The 17,121-nt window shown below is 43.9% G+C and carries 17 protein-coding genes; 7 read left to right on the top strand and 10 right to left on the bottom strand.

The annotated features are described in order from the left end of the window. Nucleotides 1-12 precede the first annotated feature (12 nt). On the top strand, nucleotides 13-615 hold the full coding sequence (locus D0X99_RS09185) for a hypothetical protein (RefSeq protein WP_119477418.1): 603 nt from the start codon (nucleotides 13-15) through the stop codon (nucleotides 613-615). Here D0X99_RS09185 and D0X99_RS09180 read toward each other — a convergent pair whose 3' ends face one another. The 4 genes from D0X99_RS09180 to D0X99_RS09165 all read right to left on the bottom strand — a co-directional run bounded on the left by D0X99_RS09180 (nucleotide 616) and on the right by D0X99_RS09165 (nucleotide 6,454). Continuing rightward, nucleotides 616-1,326: a TrmH family RNA methyltransferase gene (locus D0X99_RS09180; protein WP_119477416.1), complete on the bottom strand. Its 711-nt coding sequence runs from the start codon at nucleotides 1,324-1,326 to the stop codon at nucleotides 616-618. It lies immediately after the preceding gene. Nucleotides 1,327-1,344: 18 nt separating this feature from the next. After that, nucleotides 1,345-3,972, bottom strand: coding sequence for a DNA gyrase/topoisomerase IV subunit A (locus D0X99_RS09175; protein ID WP_119477414.1), 2,628 nt, complete (start codon nucleotides 3,970-3,972; stop codon nucleotides 1,345-1,347). A gap of 84 nt (nucleotides 3,973-4,056) precedes the next feature. Then, complete coding sequence (locus D0X99_RS09170; RefSeq protein WP_119477854.1) at nucleotides 4,057-5,952, bottom strand: DNA topoisomerase IV subunit B; 1,896 nt, start codon at nucleotides 5,950-5,952, stop codon at nucleotides 4,057-4,059. Between the two features lie 4 nt (nucleotides 5,953-5,956). Next, the gene (locus tag D0X99_RS09165; RefSeq protein ID WP_119477412.1) at nucleotides 5,957-6,454 is read right to left on the bottom strand and encodes a DNA topoisomerase IV; all 498 of its coding nucleotides are present in this window, start codon (nucleotides 6,452-6,454) and stop codon (nucleotides 5,957-5,959) included. A gap of 225 nt (nucleotides 6,455-6,679) precedes the next feature. Here D0X99_RS09165 and D0X99_RS09160 point away from each other — a divergent pair, with 225 nt between their 5' ends. Beyond that, complete coding sequence (locus D0X99_RS09160) at nucleotides 6,680-7,066, top strand: hypothetical protein (protein ID WP_119477410.1); 387 nt, start codon at nucleotides 6,680-6,682, stop codon at nucleotides 7,064-7,066. Here the strand turns inward: D0X99_RS09160 and D0X99_RS09155 are convergent. The 3 genes from D0X99_RS09155 to D0X99_RS09145 are packed head-to-tail and all read right to left on the bottom strand — an operon-like array spanning nucleotide 7,047 to nucleotide 9,359. Further along, nucleotides 7,047-7,979, bottom strand: a complete 933-nt coding sequence (locus D0X99_RS09155) for an ROK family protein (protein WP_119477408.1) — start codon at nucleotides 7,977-7,979, stop codon at nucleotides 7,047-7,049. The two genes, D0X99_RS09160 and D0X99_RS09155, sit on opposite strands and share 20 nt — an antisense overlap. 45 nt (nucleotides 7,980-8,024) lie before the next feature. Continuing rightward, nucleotides 8,025-8,522, bottom strand: a complete 498-nt coding sequence (locus D0X99_RS09150; RefSeq protein ID WP_119477406.1) for a YkgJ family cysteine cluster protein — start codon at nucleotides 8,520-8,522, stop codon at nucleotides 8,025-8,027. A gap of 3 nt (nucleotides 8,523-8,525) precedes the next feature. Beyond that, nucleotides 8,526-9,359: a CvfB family protein gene (locus tag D0X99_RS09145; RefSeq protein WP_119477405.1), complete on the bottom strand. Its 834-nt coding sequence runs from the start codon at nucleotides 9,357-9,359 to the stop codon at nucleotides 8,526-8,528. Between the two features lie 293 nt (nucleotides 9,360-9,652). Here D0X99_RS09145 and D0X99_RS09140 point away from each other — a divergent pair, with 293 nt between their 5' ends. Next, nucleotides 9,653-10,543, top strand: a complete 891-nt coding sequence (locus D0X99_RS09140) for a 3-hydroxybutyryl-CoA dehydrogenase (protein ID WP_119477403.1) — start codon at nucleotides 9,653-9,655, stop codon at nucleotides 10,541-10,543. A gap of 17 nt (nucleotides 10,544-10,560) precedes the next feature. Continuing rightward, nucleotides 10,561-11,178 (top strand): deoxynucleoside kinase, encoded by a 618-nt coding sequence (locus tag D0X99_RS09135; RefSeq protein WP_119477401.1) that lies wholly within the window; start codon nucleotides 10,561-10,563, stop codon nucleotides 11,176-11,178. A gap of 50 nt (nucleotides 11,179-11,228) precedes the next feature. Here D0X99_RS09135 and D0X99_RS09130 read toward each other — a convergent pair whose 3' ends face one another. From D0X99_RS09130 to D0X99_RS20520, 3 genes are read right to left on the bottom strand one after another with little or no spacing between them, the layout of a single operon-like run. After that, complete coding sequence (locus tag D0X99_RS09130; RefSeq protein WP_119477399.1) at nucleotides 11,229-11,873, bottom strand: DUF7255 family protein; 645 nt, start codon at nucleotides 11,871-11,873, stop codon at nucleotides 11,229-11,231. Nucleotides 11,874-11,876: 3 nt separating this feature from the next. Further along, complete coding sequence (locus D0X99_RS09125) at nucleotides 11,877-12,335, bottom strand: DUF2452 domain-containing protein (RefSeq protein ID WP_119477397.1); 459 nt, start codon at nucleotides 12,333-12,335, stop codon at nucleotides 11,877-11,879. Further along, on the bottom strand, nucleotides 12,332-12,490 hold the full coding sequence (locus D0X99_RS20520) for a hypothetical protein (protein WP_199708052.1): 159 nt from the start codon (nucleotides 12,488-12,490) through the stop codon (nucleotides 12,332-12,334). Before D0X99_RS20520 ends, D0X99_RS09125 begins: the two co-directional genes overlap by 4 nt. A 172-nt stretch (nucleotides 12,491-12,662) precedes the next feature. Here D0X99_RS20520 and D0X99_RS09120 point away from each other — a divergent pair, with 172 nt between their 5' ends. Genes D0X99_RS09120 through ggt form a run of 3 tightly spaced genes read left to right on the top strand, consistent with a single transcriptional unit; the run spans nucleotide 12,663 to nucleotide 17,096 of the window. Continuing rightward, nucleotides 12,663-12,998: an Hpt domain-containing protein gene (locus D0X99_RS09120; protein ID WP_119477395.1), complete on the top strand. Its 336-nt coding sequence runs from the start codon at nucleotides 12,663-12,665 to the stop codon at nucleotides 12,996-12,998. A gap of 28 nt (nucleotides 12,999-13,026) precedes the next feature. Further along, a complete protein-coding gene (locus D0X99_RS09115) occupies nucleotides 13,027-15,399 on the top strand; it encodes a S9 family peptidase (protein ID WP_119477393.1) in 2,373 nt (790 codons plus the stop codon). Beyond that, nucleotides 15,396-17,096, top strand: coding sequence for a gamma-glutamyltransferase (gene ggt / locus D0X99_RS09110; RefSeq protein WP_119477391.1), 1,701 nt, complete (start codon nucleotides 15,396-15,398; stop codon nucleotides 17,094-17,096). Before D0X99_RS09115 ends, ggt begins: the two co-directional genes overlap by 4 nt. The last annotated feature ends 25 nt before the right edge of the window (nucleotides 17,097-17,121 follow it).

Raw genomic sequence — 17,121 nt, 5'->3', positions numbered from 1 at the left:
CCCTGAATTTCCATGAAATCACGCAAAGCGCTAACCTTGTTCTTCTTTTTGATCCTGTCAGGAACGCCTCTATTTGCCCAGCGATATGGCACCGCTTTAGGGCTCAGATTGGGAAATTCTGATTTCAACCGGACAGTAGGATTGACTTTGCAGCAACGATTGCTGGATCGGGTTACACTGGAAGGGATTATTCAGTCAGATTTCAGTAGGAATACCACGTTATCGGTTCTCGCTCAAAAACACAGTCCGATCATTTCCAAACGATTCAATCTTTACTATGGGGCTGGGATTGCATTCGGAAACGAGGAGAGTTTTATCAAAAATTCAGGGACAAATGAAATCATTCACACCTATGGCAACTCGACCATTGGAGTTGATTTGATCGGTGGAATTGAATTGACGGTGGTCGGTGCGGTGATTTCCTTGGATTACAAGCCAAACATCAATTTGAGCGGAAGAGAGGAATTTTACCGTGGACAAGTGGGAATCTCCGCAAGAACGGTTTTGGTGAAAAGTAAAGAGCAAAAGCGAAAACAAAAACAGCGGCAAAAAGTCAGGAACTCAGGTAAGGATTCGGTTAAAAAGCCTTTTTCAGACTTGTTTCAAAAGAATTGATTACTTAAGAGTGGATTGGTTTTTCCAGTAAACCCGCTCATGGACATCTGAATGTTTTACAACATCACGGTACCATTTTAGCCTTAAGTTGTTTTTCTCCTCCTCTGGCAAGTAAAAATCCGGTATTCCGAGACTTTCGGCTTTTTTGACCAAATCGTACAGGAAAATGGATGCAGAAACTGAAATATTGAAACTATCCGTGAACCCCAACATGGGAATATGAACTAGTCCATCTGCCTTGGATTTTACTTCTTTTGAAATTCCCTCGTGCTCATTTCCGAATACTAAAGCCAGTTTTTCGGTTGGTTGGAGCTCATAGATGGACATTGAACTCGGAGCAGGACTGGTGCCGTATATTTTATAACCCTGATTTCGTAAGCTTTCAAAACAGGCATCCACGGATGAGCCTTCCACTCGATGGTACTTATGCAAATCGACCCATTGAGAAGCTCCACGTGTCACATAAGGATTGACTTTGTATTCGGTGGTCTTTTCGATCACATGAATATCCTGAAGGCCAAAACAATCGCAGGTTCGGATTACCGCGCTGGCATTGTGCGGTTTGAAAATATCCTCCAAAACAACTGTTAAAAACCGAGTCCTTTTTGATAGGACCCGTTCCATGACCGATTTTTTGTGCTCAGTGATGTATTGCCCCAGATATTCTAAAAGCCCCTGATCAAAGACGATATTTTGATTTTCTTCACCCATGCTTAAAAAACGGGGCCATCAAAATAGCCCCAGTTGTTCGTCCTCTTCTTTTTTCGGGGTCAGATCAATGGTACTTCCAATTTCCAACTGTTCATCCGAATCGCTTACTTCAGGGCTGTCATCTTCTTCAGAATCAGATTCTACAGCGCTGACTTTTTCGGATTGAACCAAACTGATTTCTTTGACAGGATACGTGCTAAGTTTGTTTCCGATCGCTTTCCAACCCTTAACATCAATTAGCATATCCAAGTCGTATTCCATCACTTCTTCCTCTTTTCCTTTGATCAAGGTAACCGAAACCTGAGGTTGACCTTCGGTCGAAACTACTTTCAGGTAAGACAGCTTGTGGTCGGTGATGAAATTAAATCGCTTGTTGATGGTCGTCGTTTCAATCAAAAACCGCTTCACAAAATAAGTCTTGGTTGCACCATCGTAGTAAATGGCAGAAATGACTTTTTGAGGATCAAATTTTTCGATCAAAACCACATCTCCGGGTTCATAGCGATTGGTTAGCTCAAAGCTCGTCAACTCATAATCCCCGTTTTTGTAACAAACCAGGATTTTATCGTCGCCCAGGAAGTTTCCAATCAGTTTACCTCGTTGATCAGTATTCAATCGGCCAATCACAACATCATAATAGATATTCAATCCGCCCAAAGTGGATTTTCCTTCCATTTTGAGCTGAATCTTGCGTACGGGATACTTAGTCAGAATATTACCGCCTGCACCCCTGCCTTTGATTTCAATTTCGGCAAAATCAAAATCGAAGACTTTGACTCTTGCTTTAGCTCCTTGAGTCAAGTAAATAGTTACAATTTCAGCCTCACCATTTGGATTGGCAGTTAGGTAAAGAACTTTCGTCCCTTTAGTACCTTTCGTCAGGTCATATTCCTTATCCCGGGTGATCCCTCCTACTTGGAACCTTTTTACCATGGTCCGGCCTGAAGCTCCTTCCAGATAAATCAGGTTATAAGTCATCCTGTCATCATTCTTCCGGAAAACTCCCACATGCAGGATATCCTTGCCCATGAAGCCTTTTTCCTGGATTTTGGAAACCATAAACTTACCGTCCCGACGGATGACAATCACGTCGTCCAAGTCAGAACAGTCGCAAATAAATTCATCCTTCTTCAATCCATACCCTACAAATCCATCCGCACGGTTGACGTAGAGTTTGGCATTATTGGCAGCTACTACGGTCGCCTCAATGGTGTCCAAGGCACGGATTTCAGTCTTCCGTTCACGTCCTTTTCCGTACTTCTCGAGCAGGTTTTGGTAATACTTGATGGCATAATCCGTCAGATGCTTGAGGTTGTAATTGACCTCCTTCAGCTCTTCCTGCAGACGTTTCATCAATTCATCCGCCTTGAAAGCATCAAACTTGGATATCCGTTTGATCTTGATTTCAGTCAGACGGATCAGATCCTCCTGAGTAATTTCACGATAGAAATCAGGCTTGTAGGGATCCAATCCTCTGTCGATCGCCTCAAGTACAGCATCCCATGTTGTACATTCTTCGATGTCCCTGTAAATGCGGTTTTCAATGAAAATCTTTTCCAGCGAAGAAAATAACAGCTTCTCCATCAACTCTCCCTTGCGGATTTCCAATTCTCGTTTTAGAAGGTCTTTGGTCTGCTGGGTGTTGTATTCGAGGATCTGATTGACAGTCAAGAAGACCGGTTTATCCTCAATGATTACGCAGGCATTGGGAGAGATAGATATCTCGCAATCGGTAAAGGCATACAAGGCATCGATGGTTACATCCGGCGAGACGCCCGGAGCCAATTGAATCTGAATTTCTACGTCTTTGGCCGTATTATCGACCACTTTTTTGATTTTGATTTTGCCCTTGTCGTTGGCCTTCAGAATAGAATCAATCAAAGAGTCTGTTGTTGTCCCATATGGAATCTCTTTGATTAACAGTGTTTTGCTGTCTTCCTCTTCAATTCTAGCACGAACTTTTACTTTACCACCGCGGTGTCCCTCATTGTATTCAGAAAAGTCAGCCAAACCACCTGTGATAAAATCAGGCAAAACGTTGGTCTTATTGCCTTTTAGGATTTCAATTGATCCCAAAATAAGTTCAATGAAGTTGTGTGGAAGAATTTTGGTTGAAAGACCTACTGCAATCCCTTCCACTCCCTGTGCCAAAAGCAACGGGAATTTTACCGGTAAAGTAACTGGTTCCCGCTTTCGCCCATCGTAAGAAAGCTGCCATTCCGTGGTCTGAGGGTTGAATACTACCTCCAGCGCAAATTTGGAAAGACGAGCTTCAATGTATCTCGCTGCCGCAGCACCGTCTCCGGTCCGGACATCACCCCAGTTACCTTGGGTTTCAATGAGGAGTTCTTTCTGACCAAGATTGACTATCGCGTCACCGATGGATTGATCTCCATGAGGGTGATACTGCATAGACTGCCCGATGATGTTGGCGACCTTGTTGAATCGGCCGTCATCCATTTCCTTCATCGCATGCAAAATCCTGCGCTGAACCGGCTTCAAACCATCCTCAATGGCTGGAACGGCACGCTCCAAGATTACATAGGAAGCATAGTCCAAAAACCAATCTTTATACATGCCGGTGACCGGCACGGAAGTGTGCAGACTTTCATCTGCTCCATCTGCTATCTTATTATCGTCACTCATTTTTCAATGTGTTGTTTGATTTTAGTGGATAGAAAATTACTCTATCCACAGAGATCACTTTTTTTCAAAAAATCAGACAGGTCTTTACGCTGCTTCAGTTTCTTCTTCCAGCGCTTTTCTTGGATCCTCAAGGGCCAAATCCTTTTCTATCTTCAGATTTTCTATGATAAAATTCTGACGATCAGGAGTATTCTTGCCCATGTAGAACGTCAACAAGTCTGAAATCTTGGTTTCCTTGTTCAGGATGATAGGCTCCAACCGGATATCTTCCCCAATAAATGTCCCAAATTCCTCCGGAGAAATTTCACCCAGTCCTTTGAAACGGGTGATCTCCGGCTTGCTGCCGAGCTTGTGAATGGCTCGCTGACGCTCCTCATCTGAATAGCAGTATATCGTTTCTTTCTTGTTTCTTACCCTGAAAAGTGGGGTATCCAAAATGAACAAATGCCCATTCTTAACCAAATCAGGGAAAAACTGAAGAAAATAAGTCATGATCAACAAACGGATGTGCATTCCGTCCACGTCAGCATCAGTGGCGATCACAATCTTTCGATACCGAAGATTTTCAATACCGTCTTCGATATTCAACGCGTGCTGCAATAGGTTGAATTCCTCATTTTCATAGACAACCTTCTTGGTCATTCCAAAGCAGTTGAGCGGCTTACCACGAAGCGAAAATACAGCCTGAGTCTGCACATCACGGGATTTGGTGATGGAACCGGATGCCGAATCCCCCTCCGTGATGAAGAGCATGGTATTGTTTTTGGCGTCTTCGTTTGCCTTGGCATCGTCGTAATGCACGCGACAATCCCTTAACTTTTTGTTGTGCAGATTGGCCTTCTTTGCCCGCTCGTTGGCAAGTTTCTTGATGCCGGATATTTCTTTCCTCTCCCGCTCTGATTGCAGGATTCGCTTCAATAAAGCATCTGCTACTCCTGGGTTTTTATGGAGGAAATTGTCCAGTTCGGTTTTGATGAAGTCATTGACAAAAGTCCGAAGCGTTGGTCCATCCGGCCCTATACTTTGGGAACCAAGCTTGGTCTTGGTTTGGGATTCAAAAACCGGTTCCTGAACCCGAACCGCAATTGCTGCTACCACAGATTGGCGCACGTCTGAAGCGTCAAAGTCTTTTTTATAGAATTCCCGAATGGTCTTTACGATGGCCTCACGGAATGCAGCGAGGTGTGTCCCCCCCTGAGTTGTGTATTGACCATTGACGAAGGAATAATATTCTTCGCCGTAAGAACCCGAGTGAGTGATGGCCACTTCGATGTCATTCCCTTTGAGATGGATGATCGGATAGCGGATGCTTTCCTCATCGATTTTATTGGACAGCAGGTCATATAGACCTTTGTCGGAAAAATACTTTTTCCCGTTGTAATTGATGGTAAGACCTGCGTTCAGATAGGCATAGTTCCAAATCTGATTTTCAAGGTATTCCGGGATAAAATGGTAGTTTTTGAAAATCGAAGCATCCGGAGAAAAAATGACTTTGGTGCCGTTTCGGTCTGAAGTTTTTTCGATGGGAGCATCATTGACCATTATCCCTTTTTCGAATTCGGCGATCTTGGTTTCCCCATCTCTGAAGGATTGAACCCGAAAGAAATCAGAAAGTGCATTGACAGCCTTGGTACCCACTCCGTTGAGTCCAACCGACTTTTGGAAAGCCCCGGAATCATACTTGCCGCCAGTGTTGATTTTGGACACGCAATCGATAACTTTTCCCAAAGGAATGCCCCGACCATAATCACGGACTTCAACCTTATGCTCTGAGATTTTAACATCAATTGTCCGCCCGTACCCCATCATATGTTCATCGATGGAATTGTCCAGGACTTCCTTGACCAGCACGTAGATTCCATCATCCTGGGCACTTCCGTCACCCAATTTTCCGATGTACATCCCTGGTCGAAGACGGATATGCTCCCTCCAATCCAGAGACTTGATGCTGTCTTCGGTATATTTTACTGGTTCTGCCATAATTTCAATTAACTCCTTTTTGAACCTGCTTGAATTTTCCAACCAAAAGGACAAATAATCCGATTACCCAAATGAACAGCAAGGCCGGCATCAGGTAAAAGAAAAACGTAAACTGACTGGTAGCAATCACTTCCTGATTATTGATCGAATGGACAAAAAACACCAGCAATGCCAAACTCAAATTAACAATCCCTCCGAAAGAATAAAACCAGGTCAACAGATAATCCCGATAAGGATCACCGATCGGAAAAATCCGGTGCAGCTTTTTATTGGATTTGGTCTCCAGTGATTTTGGAGTAAAGAGCGTGACGAAATTCAATAGGACAAAGGCTGCAATCATTGCATAAAAAAAGGTATCCTTTCCCCAAGTGCGTGTCAGCGACCCGGATTCATCCAAACCAAGACCAAGAGTCTCGGAAAGTGCGGAATAGAAATAAACCAGAAAGAAAATGAAAAGCAGGACACTTATAAAGTAGAAGGCCTTACCAAATCTGTAATACATGATAATGAGTGATTGAACGCGCTAATATAACCGATTTGGATAAACCCTAAGGGCTAATATTGTGTTCGAAGATTGGTAATCTCTGACAGTTACTTTCGGTGAAATTCCAAACTCATGACATTCAGTTTTCTGGCAAAAACTTTCCTTCGAAAATTTAATCTCAAACAGGATTTTGCAATTACTTCAATTTTGAACCCATCTTTACATTTCAATTCAAACTCCATCATGCAAAAAATTAAGCTGCTCTTTTCTTTGGTCATTTTGGTGATCGTTTCATCCTGCAGCGGTCCTTTGGATGCCGGAAAAATTAACCTGGAGAACTGGAAGTCGGATAGGTATGGTTGTAAGGGTTTACGGATGCAAGAATTGGAGGAATTTAAAGCTATAAAAAACAATTTTCTGGGGGCTGACAATCAGGCTTTGATCAAAACTTTCGGCAGACCCGACCGGGTAGATTTGATGGATAAAAGCCAAAGCTTTTTCTTTTATTTTTTGGAGCCCAGCAATGGATGTGAAGGGGTAAAAAGCGAAAAAGAACCCCTGAGAGTTCTTTTTCGAATGAATGCCTTGAGTAAAGTATCGGAAGTAACGATTACAACCCTGAACCCATAAAGCAAAGTGCTGCTGCACCTAAAGTACCAGCATTATTTTCCAAAGTGGCTTTTTTCAATCTGAGATCTTTTACGTAGTAAGGAGTCAGGTATTTTCGGGTGTTGTAGTCGATGGTCGGCATCATAAACTCCAAGCCAGCGGAAATCCCACCACCAAAATACACGTCGGTTACATCCAGGATTCTTACGGTAGACACGATGGCCTCACTTAAAATCTCGGCCACTTCCTTGAATACCATCAAAGAAACTTCATTGCCGGCTTTTGCGGTATCGACCAACAAGTGTGTTCCTAGCTCTTGACCAACGAGTTCTCCGGCTTTTTCAGGATAAGCTGAGATGAGATTGTCCATGATTCGAAGGATTCCGTTTCTTCCGATCAAAGTTTCCAGTCCTGCATTTCCCCGAGAAAGCATGTGTCCCATTTCAAGGGCATTTCCACGGGAACCTTTGAATACCTGACCGTCCAAAACCAATGCACTTCCGATTCCTGTACCCATGGTGATGAATAGGAAATTCTCTGAAGTATCGCCTTTGCCATAGTAAAATTCCCCTATTGCAGCAGCTGCAGCATCATTTTCCAGAAAAAACTCATGATTAGGATATTTTTCCAACAGTCCGGCTTTAAGCGCAAAGCCATTCAGATCCGGAATTGCGGGAATTTCAAGCGGTGTAGTCCGATCTTTGGAAATCATCCCGGGAAGTCCAATTCCAACTTTTTCTACCTCAGGATATTTTTCAAGGTATTTTCCCAAGCCTTGAATGAAACATTTGCCAAATCCTTCAGGATGATCTCTATATGGTGTCGTATCTTCTTTCTGAAAGTCCAGCATCTCGCCTTCCTTATCTACCAATCCAATCTTCAGGTGAGTGCCTCCAACATCTACCCCCAGAAATCGATGATCCTGCATATTCATAGTGTTATTTATAGGTTTGATTGCCAAAAAAGCAAAACTATTGTTTCACTTCCTATATTCTTTGCCGATCTCATAAAAAATTTTGAGAACCGCAGGACAGACCAGGGTATTTTTCAGAGAGAGATCCAATATGCCTAGCATATTTTTTCGGTCGGTGTGGGGATATTCACGACAAGCCTTTGGCCGGTCTTCGTACACAAGGCATTTGTTGTCAGCTCCCAGGAAAGGGCATGGCGCAGAATTAAGGACGTAATCTCCCTCCTCATCCCGATGGAGGTATTCATCAATAAATGCACTGCTTTTCATTCGAAAAGTCCTGGCCAGTCTGTCAATGTCAGTTTGGATAAAAATCGGGCTGGTTGTTTTACAGCAATTGGCACAGTCCAGGCAGTCAATTTCCCGAAAAGCCTCCTCGTGAAGTTGATGAAAAGTAGTATCCAGATCCTTGGGCTTGGTCTTCTTGAGCTTTTCTTTTAGCTTCTTGTTTGCGGGAAATTCAGTTTTCGAGGCCTTTCCAAAAGCCTCTAAATCAACCGTACTCATTCCTTAATCGTTGAGCAAAGAGATTCCACTTTCCAATATCTGAATCTTCTTTGCTTTGTAAAGTTGTCCGATACATTGCTTGAAGTGCTTCTTGGACATTCCAAGAATGGATTGAATCTCCAATGGGTCGGACTTGTCATGGAGTGGTAAAAAGCTTTTTGTTTCAAGAATGGCAAGAATTTTCTCAGAGCCTTCATCGTATTTGACCCGGCCTACCGGTAAAATCTGAAGGTCAATCTTGCCGTCATCCCGTCTCTTTTTCACCCACAGTTTCCTAACTGACCCGATCTCCAAAGGCTGAAAAACCTCATTGGCATAGATCAATCCTTCATATCGATCTTCAAGTAGAACTTTATACCCTAAGTCCGTTTTTTCAAAAATCAAGCCTTCGCATTCATTTCCGGGCAGGTAGTCTTTTGGTGCAGGATAGATGAAATCCCGGTATTTGCTCACTCCGATCAGACGGTCTGACCGATAATCCACGCAAAGACGGATGAGGTACTTCTGACCCGGGGTCATAGGCTTTGCCATTTCGGCATTGGGCACAAAAAGATCCTTGGGCAATCCCCAATCCATGAAAGCACCAAATTTGGTCACTTCCTTGGCTTCCAAAACAGCAAATTCATCCAATAGAAGTAAAGGCTTTTGAGTAACTGCTACAGGGCGATCTTCACTGTCGGTGTACACAAACACTTCGACTTCATCTCCTTCTTTTTCATCTCCTTTGAGATACCCCTTTGGAAGGAGGACCTCTCCTCCATCGCTAAGAGCCAAATAAGCACCAAAATCAGTGAAACGGTTTATATGCAATTTACTGATCAGACCAAGTTCTTTCATGTGTTGATAATTTGTTTCTCAAAGGCCACATAGCCTGTCCCGAAATTTTTCGGGAGAATCTCGGACAGTTGAAATTTATTTGGCTGTGTCGATTGTATGCTCCTCGATTTCATATCTCAAAGTTAGGGATTAATCGCTACGGGGATTTGCTTTTTTGTGACAAACAAAGTCGGGAAAGCTCTGGTTGGAATTGGAATTGGATCGGCTTAGGCTTAGTTTTGACAGCCTTAAAAGTGGCAAATTGACCTGCATAAACCCAAATCATAACGCTTTTCACTCGCAATCACAGAATTATGAAATCAATCTCTGTTATCGGTTCCGGAACCATGGGCAATGGAATCGCCCACGTTTTTGCCCAGCATGGCTACACCGTTTCACTCATTGACATCAAATCCGAATTTTTGGAAAAAGGCCTGGCCACTATCTCCAAAAATATGGACCGTCAAGTGGCTAAAGGAGCTATTTCGGCTGAGGAAAAAGAAACTTCCCTAGCCCGAATTTCAACTTTCACCAGCTTGGAAGAAGGAGTAAAAAATGCAGATCTCGTGGTTGAAGCAGCCACTGAAAACATGAGTCTCAAACTCGATATTTTTAGACAACTTGATCAATTTAGCCCTGCAAAATCCATTCTAGCAACCAATACTTCTTCCATCTCGATTACCAAAATTGCGGCGGTGACCAAGAGGCCTGCCCAAGTGATCGGGATGCACTTCATGAATCCTGTTCCAGTAATGAAACTGGTTGAAGTGATCCGAGGATATGCTACTTCTGATGAAGTAACTCAAACCATTATGGGTCTTTCCCGAAATCTCTCCAAAGATCCTGTAGAAGTGAATGACTATCCGGGCTTTGTTGCCAACCGCATCCTGATGCCAATGATCAATGAGGCGATTTACAGCTTGTACGAAGGAGTAGCCGGAGTGAGTGAAATCGACACCGTGATGAAGTTGGGAATGGCTCACCCAATGGGCCCCCTGCAATTGGCGGATTTTATTGGACTCGATGTCTGTTTGTCCATATTGAGAGTGCTGCATGACGGCTTTGGCAATCCCAAATACGCGCCGTGCCCGCTTTTGGTGAATATGGTGGAAGCTGGGTTTAAAGGTGTAAAAACCGGGGAAGGTTTTTATCAATACACTCCAGGCAATAAGGATCTGGTTGTATCTCCCAGATTTTCAAAATAACAGTTACCTAAATAAGCATGCACTTAGCAGTATCCGGAAATATCGGAAGCGGTAAAACAACGCTCACGGAAAAACTCGCCAAACATTACGGTTGGAAGGCGGAATTTGAAGCAGTGGATGAAAATCCTTACCTGCCTGATTTCTACGAGGACATGAAGCGTTGGGCTTTTCACCTACAGGTATACTTTCTCAATTCCCGTTACAATCAGATCCGGAAAATCCAGGAGAGCTCCCATCCTACTATTCAGGACAGGACTATTTATGAGGATGCCTACATTTTTGCAGCGAACCTATATAAAAGCAAACTGCTTACTGAGCGGGATTATTGGAATTACCGCAGTCTGTTTGATTCGATGATCAATCATGTCAAAGCACCTGACTTGCTCATTTACCTCAAAGCAGATATTCCAAAACTGGTCGGTCAAATCGAAAAGCGCGGCAGAAGCTATGAAACCGCCATGCGAATCGATTACCTCAAAAATCTAAATCAACATTATGAAGACTGGATTGCCGGCTACAAGGAGGGCAAACTTCTGATCATCGATGTGAATGATCTGGACTTTGTGGAGCGACAGGAAGATTTCTCCTTTATCGTGGAAAAAATTGAGCGGGAGATGTTTGGACTTTTTTCCTGAGTTTGGATTGTTGGATTTCAGGCTTTGAGGGTTTTTCCCTAAACCTGAAATCATCCAACTTTTCTCATCAGCCAGTTAAACAGCATAGTGCGCTGCTCATCTTTTGGGTTGACCAACAGCTGATCCAAACGCTTAAGTGAACCACCGGTCATGATTGTTTCAAAAGGAGAAAGACGAATCAGTTTATAGCCATGAAGCCTGGTTTGGAGGTCATATTGAGCATCATTGTAGGCTAGCAATTTCCAACCCGTTGATCCATTACCTGAGAAATCTCCCGGTTCGGAAGGCTCTCCAAAAATGACTTTTGCCACGGGAGGCCCCGACCAAATTCGCTGCTGCATTCCTGCTTTAAGGCATTCCTTTTCGTATGTTCTGCAAAGTCTTTTGTGCCCTTCAGAAAAGGGAAAAGTCCATTCGGTATACAAATCTGATCGAAAGGTGGCCAATCGGTACCTGTTAAAATGAAGCTCGTCGTCCCAAACGATCAAAATCCTTCCGATTTTGAAATCAAACTTGAGTTTGTCCAGCAAAGGAAATGTTCCAGTTCCTCCTAAGTCTTCAAAAATCTCTTTAAGCCAGGTTTTTCCTTTGGTGTCCAAAAACTTGGGATTCAACTCCAAGTCAAATTGCCAATCGTAATCCGCTCCGCCTTCCTTCAAAATCAAGTCAAGCTGACGGGTCATTAGATGATCCATGGATTAATGATTTTCCCGAAGGATTTCCCAGGTATGATCGGCAAGGAGCTTGACTTCTGCTACAAAAGTTGCCCAGTCTTTTTTCCTTCCCCACTCTTCCGGAGCAATCATGCTCATGAAATCCGTCCCATCCGATTTTTGATATAAAAAATACCGGTGATTGATCAGCGGTTCAAACGCAATTGAAGCTTGGTAGATTCGCTCCGAAACTTCAATTCTGGATTGAATTTTCTTAGCCTGCTCAGCTAAAAGGCGCATTTGGTCATAGATCTGAGCCATCTGCATGTCGGTCTGGCTGTGCATGGCAGCTACTGCCCTTCCGGTGATTTTACCCTTGTCCTCCGGCTTGATGATCGCACTGCCCGAATGATGAGCGTAAGGTAAGATTCCAGGATTTTCCGTGGTCTTTTCCTTCATTCGTTCCAGATCGATCAGATCTACATTTATCTTTTTTCCGGTCATTTTTTTTCAGATTCAACCTCGGTCGAGATTCGTTCTTTGAGGTTTCCTTTTGAACCAGGGAAGGTTGTCCTTCTGGAAATGTCATATCCAATCCAAAACATGATCAGCATGAAAATGACAAACAGGACCACGAAGATTTTTTTATTCTTACTCATGGAATTTTCTTGATTCTCTAAGGGTAGACAAAATTACACAACGAGTTGTTTTAAGTTGCTCAAAATTAAAAGTCATCGAAGAGAAATGAGGCTTTTTAAAAAATGTTTTTAAATTTAGATGACAGGCACCAATCCTAGATTTTTACTAATCTAACCCCTTTTTCACCCGCATATGTACCATCTCATCAGCGAGCAGTCCATTTATCAGTATTTTGGCGATGATGATCCGGATATGATCCGTGAAATGATCCAAATAATTCTCGACACCAACATCAAAGATTTGAAGGAGCTGAGTTCGTTTTATGAATCAGGGGATTTTGCTTCCATCAAAAAGCGTTGTCATAAGGCCAAACCTAGCATGAGTTACATTGGCGCAATAAAGACTCGAAAGACATTGGAAGAGATCGAATCAAATTTGGAAAATTCAGCTCCGCTCAATGTCTCCCTTCAAGATCAGCTCCGACTCATCGAAAGTGAACTGAACAAGTTCATCTCAGCTATCAACTGAACTTAAAAAAATCTACTATCCAATACCCATGCAGAGAAAATTACTTCTCCTGCCCGTTCTGCTTTTTATCCTAACCGAAGCAACGGCACAATCTACCCTCACTGTCGATTACATCATGCGCGATCCCAAATGGATGGGGACTTTTCCTTCTGCCCCATTTTGGAGTGAAGATGGAAAGCAGATTTATTTCAAATACAATCTGGAAAAAGATCCGGTGGACTCGCTTTACAAAATTGACCTAAGTAGCCCATCGCAACTCTCCAAAGTTCATTGGGGGGAGGAAAAAATGCTCAGTAAAGAGCAAGTTGATTTCAATGCGGATCAGAGTTTAAGAATCTACCGGGAAGATAAATCCATCCTTCTTGAAGATCGAAAGAAAAAATCAACTACAACGATTCTGACTTGGGTTGATCCAATCTCCAACCTTCAGTTTCTGGCGAATGAAAACCTTATTTCCTTCAATTCAGGGGGGAATATCTTCATTTTTGACCGAGAGTCTAAAACAGTCACCAAGGCTACGAACATCTCCACAGGCTCGAAACCTGCGAATGGAACTTCTGTCTCCTCGGAACCCACCTCTTTTCTGGAATCTGAAAATCTGGCTTTGCTTCAGGTGGTCAACGAACGAAAAGAAGCCCAGAAGCAATCCCGGGCCTATCGGGAAGCCATTCGGGAGAAGTCAACCGAGTATGTTTACTATACCAATGGAAAAAACCTGAACAACCTCCAACTGAGCCCTGATGGAAAGTATGCCTCATTTTCAGTTTTCACTCCGGCAAACAACAAAAACACAAAAGTTCCGGACTACACTGCGGCCTCAGGCTACACCGAAGACCTCAACTCCAGACCCAAAGTCGGAACAGATCCCAGCAAAGTAGAGATCGGAATTTATGATCTGACTCGTGACACGGTTTATTTTGTCAAAACATCCAATCTGCCCGGAATTCAAGACCTACCTGATTACGTCAAAGATTATCCGGAAAGAACCTGGGAGGCCAAGGATCGTGAGCTGACGCTCTCTGGACCTTACTTTTCTCCGGATGGAAAGCGTGCCATCATTCAAGTGCGGGCTTTTGACAATAAGGATCGTTGGATCACTGAGTTAAATCTTCAAACCGGTGAACTCAAATCCTTGGATAGACAGCGGGATGAAGCCTGGGTTGGAGGTCCCGGAGTTGGCGGTGGATTTGGCGGAGGCGTCTTGGGATGGTTGCCCGACAATCAGCACATCTACTTCCAATCGGAGGCCACTGGGTATTCCCATTTGTATTTACTGAATGTGACTACCGAAGAGAAAAAACCACTCACAAGTGGAAAATTTGAGGTTTTCGATCCGTTCCTTTCCAAAGACAAAAAGCACTGGTACCTGACCACTTCAGAGGTTGATCCGGGCGAAAGGCATTTCTACAGAATGCCTGTGATGGGCGGGAAAATGGAAAAACTGACCTCAATGACCGGAAACAATGAAGTGGTTCTTTCCCCTGATGAGAAGAAACTTGCGATCATTTATTCCTACAGTAATATCCCTGCCGAACTTTATGTACAGGACGTCAAAGTCGGCGCTACTCCTCAAAAACTAACCTCAGGGCAAAGCGAAGAATTCAAATCTTATGCTTGGAAAGACCCCCAAATTGTAAGATTTACAGCCCAGGATGGTGCCCAGGTACCGGCAAGATTATATCTCCCGGATCCAGCCAAAAAGAACGGTGCTGCAGTCATTTTTGTGCATGGTGCCGGCTATTTGCAAAATGTCCATAAATGGTGGAGTAGCTACTTCCGTGAGTACATGTTTCACAACCTTCTGACGGATTTGGGTTACACCGTCTTGGATATAGACTACCGCGCATCGGCTGGCTATGGACGAGATTGGCGCACAGGAATCTATCGTCACATGGGCGGGAAAGACCTTTCTGACCAAGTGGACGGGGCCAAATTCCTAATTGCCCAGCATGGGGTCGATTCCGGCAAAATCGGAATTTATGGGGGAAGCTACGGCGGGTTTATCACATTGATGGCCCTATTCAATCACGGGGATGTATTCAAATCCGGCGCAGCCCTTCGCTCTGTCACCGATTGGGCGCATTACAATCACGGCTATACCGCAAATATCCTCAACACTCCGGAAGAAGACCCGATAGCTTATCGAAGATCTTCACCTATTTATTTTGCCGAAGGCTTGAAAGGAAACTTGCTTATCGCTCATGGAATGTTGGATGTCAACGTCCATTTTCAGGATGTGGTGCGACTATCCCAACGCCTGATCGAACTCAAAAAAGACAATTGGGAAATGGCCGTTTACCCAGTTGAAGACCATGGCTTTGTGGAACCTAGCTCCTGGGCTGATGAATACAAACGTATCCTGAAACTCTTCAACACCACCTTATTAGAAGAAAAGCCATGAAAATTCTTAACTCAATTACCCTACTCCTGCTTACCGGATTTATCTTTTCCTGCGGAAAACAGGAAACTCCTCGGGAAGTAAAACGAGGCTTGATTACAGAAAAAGCCATGGTGGTTTCAGCACGGGAAGAAGCATCCAAAATCGGTGCTGAAATCCTCCAAAAAGGAGGAAATGCCTTTGACGCCATGATGGCAACAGAGATGGCATTGGCTGTGACTTATCCTTTTGCAGGGAACCTAGGAGGAGGAGGATTCATGGTGTATCGGATGGCAGATGGAAGCGTTGGATCGCTGGACTACCGGGAGAAGGCTCCCCTTGCTGCGACCAAGGACATGTATTTGGATGAAAATGGCGAGTTTTTGTCGGCACTGAGCACCAAAGGTGCCTTGGCATCTGGTGTTCCGGGAACGATCGCCGGAATATTTGAAGCTCAGGCAAAATTCGGAAAGCTCAACCCTGCTGAAGTTCTTCAACCTGTGATTGACTTGGCCAGAAATGGCTATATCGTGTCCGAAAAGCAGGCGGAAAGTCTTGCTCGATCACGTGCGGATTTTATTGAAGTAAATGGAGCCGAGACATTTTTTGCAAAGGAGTATAAAGCCGGAGACACGCTGAAGATCCCCGTCCTGGCGGCCACGCTTGAACGAATTGCAAAAAACGGAAGAGATGAATTTTACCAAGGGGAAACAGCCAAAATCCTCGCTAAAAAAATGCAGGAAAAGGGTGGCATCATCACTGAGGAGGATCTTGCCTCCTACCAAGCTGCATGGAGAGAACCGGTAGTATTTCCTTATCGGGATATGAAAATCATTTCTATGGCTCCTCCGAGTTCAGGCGGAATTACCTTAGCCCAGATTCTAAAAATGATCGAACCCTTTGATTTGAAGAAATTGGGACATCATTCACCGGAATACATCCAAATTCTGGTGGAAGCCGAACGCAGAGCGTATGCCGATCGGAACTATTATCTTGGAGATCCAGACTTTGTAAAAATACCTGTTGATCAATTGCTTGACTCAACTTATCTCAAGTCAAGAATGGAGTCATTCAGTTTTGAAAAAGCAACCAAATCAGAGGAAATTGGACAGGGAAAAATAACCTTTGGAGAAAGCATGGAAACCACCCATTACTCCATTGTAGATGCCGAAGGCAATGCTGTTTCGGTGACTGCGACCTTGAATGGAGCCTACGGTTCCAAGGTGTTCATTGATGAATTGGGCTTTTTCATGAATAATGAAATGGATGATTTCAGTGCCAAACCGGGCACACCAAACATGTTTGGACTGATTGGTGCCGAAGCCAACAGCATCGCACCTGGAAAGCGAATGCTAAGCTCCATGACTCCTACAATCGTGGAAAAAGCCGGAAAACTCTGGATGGTGGTCGGTACTCCCGGTGGATCGACGATCATTACTTCCGTACTCCAGACGATTCTAAATGTCGGCGAATTTGAAATGGGAATGCAGGAAGCAGTTGAGGCGCCACGCTTTCACCATCAATGGCTGCCTGATTTGGTAAATTTCGAACCCAAATCCTTTGATTCAGTCTTGGTTGCCACATTGAAATCCCGCGGTTATTTAATCAATGAAAACAACAGTCCTATCATCGGAAAGGTCGATGCGATTTTGGTCTTGCCGGACGGTAAACTGGAAGGTGGGGCTGACCCTAGAGGAGATGATAAGGCTGTAGGATTCTGAGGTAAGAAGTAAGTGACAGGAAGAA

The sequence above is a fragment of the Algoriphagus lacus genome, assembly GCF_003583985.1.
Classification (GTDB): Bacteria; Bacteroidota; Bacteroidia; order Cytophagales; family Cyclobacteriaceae; genus Algoriphagus; species Algoriphagus lacus.
Note: the sequence above shows the minus strand (reverse complement) of the source record. Positions and strands in the feature narration are given on the sequence as shown.